We start from the raw sequence: 8343 nt of genomic DNA on the forward strand, positions 1-8343 counted from the left end.
GGACGGCGCGACGCTCCGAGCGGAGGATTTCGGTGCCGCCTATCTCGCCCCTATAGGTGTTCGAGGGGCGAGCGGGGCGGTCCGCACGGTTCCGGGTCAGAGGCTGCGGGCGGTGACGTTGCCGTAGGCGGTGGTGGCGTGGATGTTCAGGCCGGCGGTGGCGCCGTCGGTGTTGGTGAGGGTGTTGAGGACCCGGCCGTAGGCGGTGCCGGCGTCGAGGGAGGCGGAGACGCCGCGGGCGGCGCCGACCGCGATCTCCCCGTACTCGGTGCGCAGGCTCACCGTGCCGCCCATGGCCTCGGTGATCTGGAGGTTGCCCTTCTGCGTGCTGATCTCCGCCGGGCCGCCCAGACGGCCGACCGCAACGTCACCGGCCTGGAGGGTGAGGCGGGCACTCCCGGTCTCGTCGAGCTTGACCGTGCCCTGCGCGGCCTCGAAGGTGACATCGCCGAGGCGCCCGACACCCCGAAGCTCGGCGCTCGCGGCCTTCGCCTCGACACGGGAGCCGGCCGGCAGCTGGACCGTCACCTCCACGAAGCCGGAGTTGCCCAGGATCCGGTTCTTCGCCGGCGCGGCCGCGATCCGCAGCACCCCATCGGCGTACTCGACCGTGGTCTGCTCGGCCGCCGTCACGTCCCGGCCGCTCGAAGCGTTCGCGGGCCGGACCTCGACCGTGGTGTCGGCGCGGTCGGCGGCGATGAACCGGATGAGTCCGGCGGGGATGTCCAGGACGGCGGAGATCGGGGCGGTGGTGTCGAACTTCTGCATGGTCTTTTCCTTCGACTCGCTGTTTCTGATGAGAGAAACGCTACGTTGCATTCCAGGATCCGACAACAGAATCGTTGCGATGAATCAACATCACTGCAGGTCAAAGCCTAGAAATCGTTGCAGTGGTGCTCAAGATTAACGCAACGAAGACCGCCCGAACGTTGCAATAGATTGAAGGTGAACGCTATAGTGGGGGCATCAAGCAGAACGAAGGAGACCGCAATGCCGGGAGGCAGGCTCACCGAGCAGGAACGCCAGCAGATCGCGCGGGGGCTGGCCGACGGCCTCGCCTACGCGGAGATCGCCAGACGCCTCGATCGTCCGACCTCGACGATCACGCGTGAGGTGATGCGCAACGGCGGCCCCACCGGCTACCGCGCCGACCTGGCCCAGCGCGCCACCGAACAACGCACCCACCGGCGCCGGCAGGCCGCGCCCCGGGGGGCGGAGGCGCGCCCGCAGCCCCACGGGCGCGACGCCGAGGCCGTGCGCGCGTACGAGGAGACGTTCACCACCGTCATGATGGCCTCGGGCATGCCCCAGATGACGGCCCGGGTGATGTCCGCCCTCACCGTCGCCGACTCCGGCAGCCTCACCGCGGCCGAACTCGTCCAGCACCTCCAGGTCAGCCCGGCGTCCATCTCCAAGTCGATCGCGTTCCTCGACAGTCAGGGCCTCGTCCGCCGGGAACGCGACGAAGGCCGCCGCGAGCGGTACGTCGTCGACGACGACATCTGGTACCAGTCGATGATGGCCAGTGCCCAGTCCACCGCCCAGATCGTCGAGATCGCACGGCAGGGCGTCGGCGTGCTCGGCCCCGACACCCCGGCCGCCGTCCGCCTGGAGAACGTCGCCCGCTTCCTCGACTTCGTCTCCGAGGCCATCACCCGCGCCGCGGAGCAGGCCCGCGAGATCCTCCACACGAAAGCCGAAACGCCCGATCGCGGATAGGCAGCCGTCGACACACCGAGGCCCGCCGCCGGCAGAGCCGGCGGCGGGCCTCGGTAGGCGGAGCCATGGTGATCAGGGGCGGGGGAACGACCCGGTTGCCATCGACTCCGGCTCTCGGGCCGCCGGGTCGGGAACCGACCCGGCGACGGTCAGGGACTGTCGGCTGCGGGCGGCGCGGCGGTGGCGCAGCCAGCGGACCACCTCCACGGCGATGGTGATGGTGAAGGCCAGGCCGAGACCGGTCATCAGGCCGCGCAGCGGGTCGTGTTCGAACGCGGCGCCGCCGAGGTAGCCGATGCAGGCGGAGTAGATCGCCCAGCTGCCGGCGGCGAGGGCGTCGAAGCGGGTGAAGGAGCGGCGGGGGAAGCCGGTGGCGCCGGTGGTGAGGGTGGCGGCGGTACGGCCGCCGGGGATGTAGCGGGCGACGACCAGGACGAGTCCGCCGCGCTCGGCGAGCGCCTGGCCGACCCAGTCGTAGGCCTTGCGGCTCCGACTGCCCGGTTTCATCCGCCCGATGATGCGGTGGCCGGACCTGCGGCCGATGAAGTAGGAGACGTGGTCGCCGACGAACGCGCCGGCGGCGGCCACGGCGATGACGAGGAGCAGGTTCGGGTCACCGTTCGCGGCGAACACGCCCAGGGTGATCACGAGGGTCTCGCTGGGTACCACGGGGAAGAAGCCGTCGAGGGCCGCGATGGCGAAGAGCAGCAGGTAGACCCAGGGGCTGGAGACTGCTCCTTCCACGGCTCGCAGAAGTGCGTCGGTCATCGCTCGCTCCGATGGTCGTCCGGATTCCGTGCCGCACCGCGGGGGTGGTGCTGTCGTGCTGGCCGGTCCGACGCTAGGAGCGGGGTCTATACGAATGCCTTACCCGCAGACGGAAGCAGCCCCGTATAGGCGCAGCGGAGTTCCGCGATATCTCCCCCTCCCACTCTGAGGGACGTCCGCGCCGGGAAGATCCCGGCGCCCCTCTCGTGGGAGAACATCTGATGCGCCGTCGTCTCGCCACCGTCATCGCCGCTTCCGCCGCCGCGCTCGTCGCCCTGGCAACCCCGGCCATGGCCGCCCCGGCCGACAAGTCCCAGGTACTGAGCAGTTGGACGCAGACCAGTGCGGCCAGCTACGACGCCTGGGTGTCGGCGCGCGGCAACCAGGGCGACTGGTCGGCGTACGGCTTCGACTGGTCGACCGACTACTGCACGACCTCTCCGGACAACCCGTTCGGCTTCCCGTTCCAGACGGCCTGCGCCCGGCACGACTTCGGCTACCGCAACTACAAGGCGGCCGGCACGTTCAGCACGAACAAGCCGCGGCTCGACGACGCCTTCTACTCCGACCTCAAGCGCGTGTGCTCCGCCTACTCGGGCGTGAAGAAGACCTCGTGCGACTCGGCCGCCTGGACCTACTACCAGGCCGTGAAGGTCTTCGGGAACACCGCCGCCGTGGACAGCGGCGTCTCCGCCTGACCCTCCAAGGGTGATGACGTAACCATCATGACAGGTCAGAGGGTGTTTTCGTAGGACGAACGGCACAGGCGAATGCCCTTGTTTGGGTACCTGTGCGGCTTTCAGAATCAGCGTCATGAATCACACGGCGAACATCAATCACGACGCGGTACTCCGAGCCCGGGTGGCCCTCCTCGGATCGGAGTCGCTGCCGGTCCGGCAGCGGGTCGCCGCCTACCGCGTTCTCGTCCAGGTGAGCCCGCTCGTATACCTGCCCCTGCTGTCGAGGGCGCTGTACCCCTACAGCCAGGAGTTCGCCCACCAGCCCGCCATAGCCCTGGCCCTGCGGGCCGAGGGCGTGGACGCCGCGCGCCGCATGTGCGCGATGGAGCCCGAACGGGAGGAGCTCCTCTACCTCGCGCTGGCCGGCTACCGCCACCAGCTCGCCCTCATGGACCGTCCGGACGAACTCGCCGCCGTGGACGAGGAGATCGCCCTGATGGGGTCGGGCCGCTACGCGGAAGCCTTCGCGAGTGCGGTGGCCGCCTCCGCCAACACCGCCCGCAGGGTGGCCGCATAGGCCTTCGGGTGGGTGGTGTTGCCGTTGTGCCCGCCCGGGAACGTCCGTATCGGGGTGTCCAGCAGGTCCGCCAGAGCGACGGCACACCGGTGGTCGAAGACGCTCGGCGGGGTGGCCTCGCCCACGGCCGGGACGATCCTGGTCGCGGTGCGGGTGAGCTCGGCCGGGTCGAGGGTGTCCTGGATCATCGCCGAGAAGTCGTGCGCGATGAAGTAGTCGAAGTTGGCCCGCCGCCGGTCGTCCAGGGGCTGCGGGGTGAGGCCGGGCTCCACGTCCCGCCGGGAGAGGTCTATGCCGAGCACCCGGGCCATCTCCGGGAAGGCGGCGTCCAGTCCGCCCGTCCGGTAGGTGTCCTGGAGGCCGGCGAGCTCCGCCTCGTGGTGGGCGCGGACCGCCGCGGACAGCAGCCTCGGGGCGACCGGCTCGTGGGCGACCAGCACGGCGACCTGCTCCGGATGCCGGGTGGCCAGGTGGAGGCCTATGACCGCGCCCAGGCTGCAGCCGAGCATCAGGGCCGGCCCGTCGGCGACGGCGGCCAGCAAGTGGTGCGCGTCCTCGGCGTGCTCGGCGAGCGCCGTGGTCCGCCCGGCCTCCGCCGCCCGGCTGCGCGAGAGCCCGCGCCGGTCGTAGGTCAGGACGGTGTAGTCGTCGGTGAGGTGCGGGACGAGGTCCACGGTGCGGTCCGCGTCGCCCTCGCCGCTCTGAGCGATGAACAGCAGCGGGCCGGCGCCCTGGAGTTCGTAGTGCAGCGTGGCTCCGGGAACGGTGAGGCTGGGCATGACGACTCCTTCGTACAGCTCCGTGCGGTCGGCGCGGACCCTTCGTCCGCTGCTCTGCGACCAGCCTAATCCATCGAAACAGATACATCAAGAGTGATGTATCTCCGGAGATGCATCTGTCCTGATGTACCGTGTCCGGGTGGATGGCATCGAACTGTTCCTGCTGGGCCGGGCCCTGATGAAGCTCGGCGAAGAAGCCCTGCCCGAACCCCCGGGCGGCTCCGGCCAGTACGCCGGCAGCACCCGCGCCGTGGTCATCGTGGCGGGCGACATCGCCGCGCACCCGGACACCACCGTGGGCGAGACGGCCCAGCGCACGGGCCTGCCGCAGAGTCAGGTCTCGGGCGCCGTCGCCCGCCTGAAGGAGGCCGGGTCCGTGGAGACGGCGCCCGACCCCGCCGACCGCCGCCGCACGCTGGTCCGGCAGGCCCCCGGGGTCTCCGCGCGCGTGGCCGCCGTACGGGCCGCCGGCTCCTCCAAGGTCGAGGCGGCCCTCGCCCGGGTCCTCGGCGAGGCGGAGGCACAGCACCTGCCCGAGGTGGCCGAGGCCCTGGAGGTACTGGCCCGGCACCTGGTCCGCGACGGGCGCTGACGGGCGCGGACGGGCGCGGGCGGACGGCCCCGTCGACCCGCGGCGGCAGGGGCTCCGACGGAGGAGGGGATCCGGCGGCTCCCGTCAGCCCCGCTCCTCGTACCCCTCCTCCGTCAGCAGCAGCTTCTTCTGCGGCTTCCCCATGGCGTTGCGCGGCACGGCCGCGACGAAGCGGACCTCGCGCGGCCGCTTGTGCACGGACAGGTGCGAGGCCACGAAGTCGGTGAGCTCGGCGCCCGTGACGCCCTCGGCGACGACGAAGGCGACGATCCGCTGCCCGAGGTCCACGTCCGGGACGCCGACGACCGCGGCCTCGCTCACCTTGGGGTGGTCGAGCAGCGCGTTCTCGATCTCGCCCGCGCCGATCCGGTAGCCGCCGGACTTGATCATGTCGATGGAGGCGCGGCCCACGATCCGGTGGACGCCGTCCGCCTCGTCGACGGCCGCGATGTCGCCCGTACGGAACCAGCCGTCCTCGGTGTACGCGGCCGCGGTGGCCTCCGGCCGCCCCAGGTACCCGGAGAACAACGTGGGGCCGGTGAGCTGCAGTTCCCCGATCTCGGCGCCCGGCTCGGCCGCGATGCGGGTGCGGATGCCGGGGAGCGGGGTGCCGACCGTACCGGGGCGGACCTCGCCGCCCGCCCGGCCGCTGATGGTGATCAGCGACTCCGTCATGCCGTACCGCTCCACGGGCCGCAGCCCGGTCAGGCCCTCCAGGTCCCGGAAGACGGGCGCGGGCAGGGCCGCGCTGCCCGACACCAGCAGCCGGGCCCCGGACAGCGCGGCCGCCGCCCGCGGTTCGGCGGCGATACGGGACCACACGGTCGGCACCCCGAAGTAGAGGCTGCCGCCGGCCGCGGCGTAGGCCGCGGGCGTCGGCCGCCCGGTGTGCACGAGGCGGCTGCCGGTGCGCAGGGCCCCGAGCACGCCCAGCACCAGCCCGTGCACGTGGAACAGCGGCAGCCCGTGCACCAGGGTGTCCTCGGCGCTCCACTGCCAGGCCCCGGCGAGCGCGTCCAGGTCGGCGGTGATCGCCGCCCCGCTGAGCACCACGCCCTTGGGCGCGCCCGTGGTCCCGGAGGTGTACAGGATCAGCGCGGGGTCCTCGGGCGCCGCGGCCGGGCCGGTCCAGGCGGAGCGCCGCGCGAAGTCCGCCTCGACGAGCCGCGCGCCGGAGTCGCGCAGGATGTGCTCCCGTTCGGCGGGGCCGGCGTCGGGCGGCAGCGGTACGCAGGGCACCCCGGCCAGCAGCCCGCCGACCACGGCGGCGACGGTCTCCAGGGAGGCCGTGGCGGTCACCGCGAAGGCCGGGAGTCCCGCGACGTCGGCGGCCACCGCCCGGGCCGCGCCGAGCAGCTCCTCGTAGGAGGCGGTGCGCCCGTCGATCCCGACGGCGTCCTCCCGGTCTCCGTATGCGCCTTCAAGTGCCCTGAGCACGGTGACTCCCCTCTGTGTGGTTCCGGGGCACAGGCTCCCAAACGCGGAGGCCCGCACGCGACACCGGCCCGCCTCCGCGCCGCTCAAGACTCGCCGGAGAGCCACTCGAATCCGGGGCGACGCGGGGCACCCCCGCCCGTATAGTCGCCATGACTTGACGATTCGATGACCCGTTCCCGAAGAATCGATGACCGAGAAGCTCCGAGGACGGACGAGCAGGGGGACACACGATGGAGACCGCACGACTGGCCTCGCTCATCGCCGCCACGGTCACGATGGGTCTGGTCAGCGGCCTGTTCTACGGCTTTTCCGTCTCTGTGATGCCGGGTCTGAAGCGCACCGACGACCGTACGGTCATCGAGGTGATGCAGCACATCAACAAGGCCATCCTCAACGGCTGGTTCGTGCTCGGCTACATCGGCGCGTTCCTCTTCACCGCGCTGGCGCTGGCCCTGCACGTGCCGGCCGACGGCCGTGACGTGCTGCCCCCGCTGATCGCGGCCCTGGTCTGCTACATCCTGTCGATGGGCCTCACCAACAAGGTGAACATCCCCCTGAACAACGCCCTGGAGAAGGCCGGCCCGATCGCCCGCATCAGCGACCCGGCCGCCGTCCGCCGCGCCTTCGAGGGCCCCTGGACCCGCGCCAACGTCTGGCGCACGCTGCTGTGCACGGCCGCGGTCGGCTTCCTGGCCTGGGCCCTGTACCTGCACGGCCAGGCCGGCTGACCACGTACGAAGTCCCCCTGCCGGGACGGCCAGGGGGACTTCGTCTCGGGGCGGGCTCGTTCAGCGGGTGGCGCGGCCGTAGAGGACGAGGGCGCGGGAGAGGGCCGTCAGGGCGACGGTGCACAGCAGGGTGCGGACGATGTTGGTGGAGACCCAGGCGCCCTTGAACTTGTCGACGATGTCGAAGTCCGTCAGCTTCGCCGCGTCGCCCGCGTCGGCCAGTTCGTTGTTGAGCGGGATGTTCACGGAGAAGGTGATCATCAGGACGACGAGGTAGGCCACGGCGGCCACCCCGACCCAGATGGCGACCCCGCGGCGGCCCTTGCGGAACTCGACGATCGCCGAAGCCACGGACGCCAGCAGGGCGAGGACGAACGCCATGCCGAAGAGCCCGTTGCCGTCGATCGCGGAGTTGAAGTTCTGCATCGCGGTGACGTACGTGCGCTCGTCGCCCGCCGCCAGACCCGGCATCACCGAGACGTCGAAGGCGAAGAAGAGGCCCGCCATCAGGCCCACGAGGACCGTCGAGACCACGAGGAGGACGGTGGCCACCTTGCCGCGCTCGGCGGCCGCCGGCGCGGGCGCCCCGGGCTGGGCGTAGGCACCCGGCTGGGGTTGGGCGTAGCCACCGGGCTGGGGCTGGGCATAGGCGGGCGGGGCCGCGTACGGACTCGGGCCACCGGCGGGGTACTGCTGGGGGCTACCGGCCGGATTGGGGTTCATGGGACATCCTCATCTGCGGTGGTGGGAGTACTGCTCGCCCTCGGCACGGACAATCGATCGTGGCATTCCCCGGGATACCCGGCCATGGGGTTTCCACCGGCTCTCGAGCGATGCTCGAGAGCCGGTGGCGAAATCCGATCGGTCTACGGTTCGGTCCGTACTGCCGGCCGGGTCAGTAGCGGTAGTGGTCCGGCTTGTAGGGGCCGTTGACGTCCACACCGATGTAGTCGGCCTGCTCGGGGCGCAGGGTGGTGAGCTTGACGCCGAGGGCGTCGAGGTGGAGGCGGGCCACCTTCTCGTCGAGGTGCTTGGGGAGCACGTAGACGTCGGTGGGGTACTC

At 71.4% G+C, this 8343-nt stretch carries 11 protein-coding genes; 5 read left to right on the forward strand and 6 right to left on the reverse strand.

Annotated elements, in window-relative coordinates; genetic code table 11:
- Positions 1–96: 96 nt before the first annotated feature.
- Positions 97–768, reverse strand: a complete 672-nt coding sequence (locus ACFWBN_RS27445) for a DUF4097 family beta strand repeat-containing protein (protein WP_385180257.1) — start codon at positions 766–768, stop codon at positions 97–99.
- Positions 769–990: 222 nt separating this feature from the next.
- Here ACFWBN_RS27445 and ACFWBN_RS27450 point away from each other — a divergent pair, with 222 nt between their 5' ends.
- On the forward strand, positions 991–1719 hold the full coding sequence (locus ACFWBN_RS27450) for a helix-turn-helix domain-containing protein (protein ID WP_385180260.1): 729 nt from the start codon (positions 991–993) through the stop codon (positions 1717–1719).
- A gap of 72 nt (positions 1720–1791) precedes the next feature.
- Here ACFWBN_RS27450 and ACFWBN_RS27455 read toward each other — a convergent pair whose 3' ends face one another.
- Positions 1792–2487, reverse strand: coding sequence for a DedA family protein (locus ACFWBN_RS27455; RefSeq protein WP_385180262.1), 696 nt, complete (start codon positions 2485–2487; stop codon positions 1792–1794).
- 221 nt (positions 2488–2708) lie between these two features.
- On the opposite strand from ACFWBN_RS27455, the gene ACFWBN_RS27460 reads away from it, so the two are divergent.
- Positions 2709–3185, forward strand: coding sequence for a phospholipase (locus ACFWBN_RS27460; protein ID WP_385180264.1), 477 nt, complete (start codon positions 2709–2711; stop codon positions 3183–3185).
- 115 nt (positions 3186–3300) lie between these two features.
- Positions 3301–3744 (forward strand): hypothetical protein, encoded by a 444-nt coding sequence (locus ACFWBN_RS27465; RefSeq protein WP_385180266.1) that lies wholly within the window; start codon positions 3301–3303, stop codon positions 3742–3744.
- On the opposite strand, the gene ACFWBN_RS27470 is transcribed toward ACFWBN_RS27465, so the two are convergent.
- A complete protein-coding gene (locus tag ACFWBN_RS27470) occupies positions 3678–4523 on the reverse strand; it encodes an alpha/beta fold hydrolase (protein ID WP_385180269.1) in 846 nt (281 codons plus the stop codon). The genes ACFWBN_RS27465 and ACFWBN_RS27470 overlap by 67 nt on opposite strands.
- A gap of 124 nt (positions 4524–4647) precedes the next feature.
- On the opposite strand from ACFWBN_RS27470, the gene ACFWBN_RS27475 reads away from it, so the two are divergent.
- On the forward strand, positions 4648–5115 hold the full coding sequence (locus ACFWBN_RS27475; RefSeq protein ID WP_385180272.1) for a MarR family transcriptional regulator: 468 nt from the start codon (positions 4648–4650) through the stop codon (positions 5113–5115).
- 84 nt (positions 5116–5199) lie between these two features.
- Here the strand turns inward: ACFWBN_RS27475 and ACFWBN_RS27480 are convergent, their stop codons facing one another.
- Complete coding sequence (locus tag ACFWBN_RS27480) at positions 5200–6552, reverse strand: acyl-CoA synthetase (protein ID WP_385180275.1); 1353 nt, start codon at positions 6550–6552, stop codon at positions 5200–5202.
- A 230-nt stretch (positions 6553–6782) separates the two neighbouring features.
- On the opposite strand from ACFWBN_RS27480, the gene ACFWBN_RS27485 reads away from it, so the two are divergent.
- Positions 6783–7280, forward strand: a complete 498-nt coding sequence (locus tag ACFWBN_RS27485; RefSeq protein ID WP_385180278.1) for a DUF1772 domain-containing protein — start codon at positions 6783–6785, stop codon at positions 7278–7280.
- Positions 7281–7340: 60 nt separating this feature from the next.
- Here the strand turns inward: ACFWBN_RS27485 and ACFWBN_RS27490 are convergent, their stop codons facing one another.
- Positions 7341–8003, reverse strand: a complete 663-nt coding sequence (locus ACFWBN_RS27490; RefSeq protein WP_385180281.1) for a DUF1772 domain-containing protein — start codon at positions 8001–8003, stop codon at positions 7341–7343.
- Positions 8004–8175: 172 nt separating this feature from the next.
- Positions 8176–8343: adenosylhomocysteinase (locus ACFWBN_RS27495; protein WP_385180284.1), on the reverse strand; the 168-nt coding region annotated here is incomplete at its 5' end.

This window comes from Streptomyces sp. NPDC059989 (genome assembly GCF_042736975.1).
In the GTDB taxonomy this organism is placed as follows: Bacteria; Actinomycetota; Actinomycetes; order Streptomycetales; family Streptomycetaceae; genus Streptomyces.

What these genes read in the sequence shown, in the direction of transcription:
- ACFWBN_RS27445 (WP_385180257.1), bottom strand. Translation starts at nt 768, where the DNA reads ATGCAGAAGTTCGACACCACCGCCCCGATCTCCGCCGTCCTGGACATC.
- ACFWBN_RS27450 (WP_385180260.1), top strand. Translation starts at nt 991, where the DNA reads ATGCCGGGAGGCAGGCTCACCGAGCAGGAACGCCAGCAGATCGCGCGG.
- ACFWBN_RS27455 (WP_385180262.1), bottom strand. Translation starts at nt 2,487, where the DNA reads ATGACCGACGCACTTCTGCGAGCCGTGGAAGGAGCAGTCTCCAGCCCC.
- ACFWBN_RS27460 (WP_385180264.1), top strand. Translation starts at nt 2,709, where the DNA reads ATGCGCCGTCGTCTCGCCACCGTCATCGCCGCTTCCGCCGCCGCGCTC.
- ACFWBN_RS27465 (WP_385180266.1), top strand. Translation starts at nt 3,301, where the DNA reads ATGAATCACACGGCGAACATCAATCACGACGCGGTACTCCGAGCCCGG.
- ACFWBN_RS27470 (WP_385180269.1), bottom strand. Translation starts at nt 4,523, where the DNA reads ATGCCCAGCCTCACCGTTCCCGGAGCCACGCTGCACTACGAACTCCAG.
- ACFWBN_RS27475 (WP_385180272.1), top strand. Translation starts at nt 4,648, where the DNA reads ATGTACCGTGTCCGGGTGGATGGCATCGAACTGTTCCTGCTGGGCCGG.
- ACFWBN_RS27485 (WP_385180278.1), top strand. Translation starts at nt 6,783, where the DNA reads ATGGAGACCGCACGACTGGCCTCGCTCATCGCCGCCACGGTCACGATG.
- ACFWBN_RS27490 (WP_385180281.1), bottom strand. Translation starts at nt 8,003, where the DNA reads ATGAACCCCAATCCGGCCGGTAGCCCCCAGCAGTACCCCGCCGGTGGC.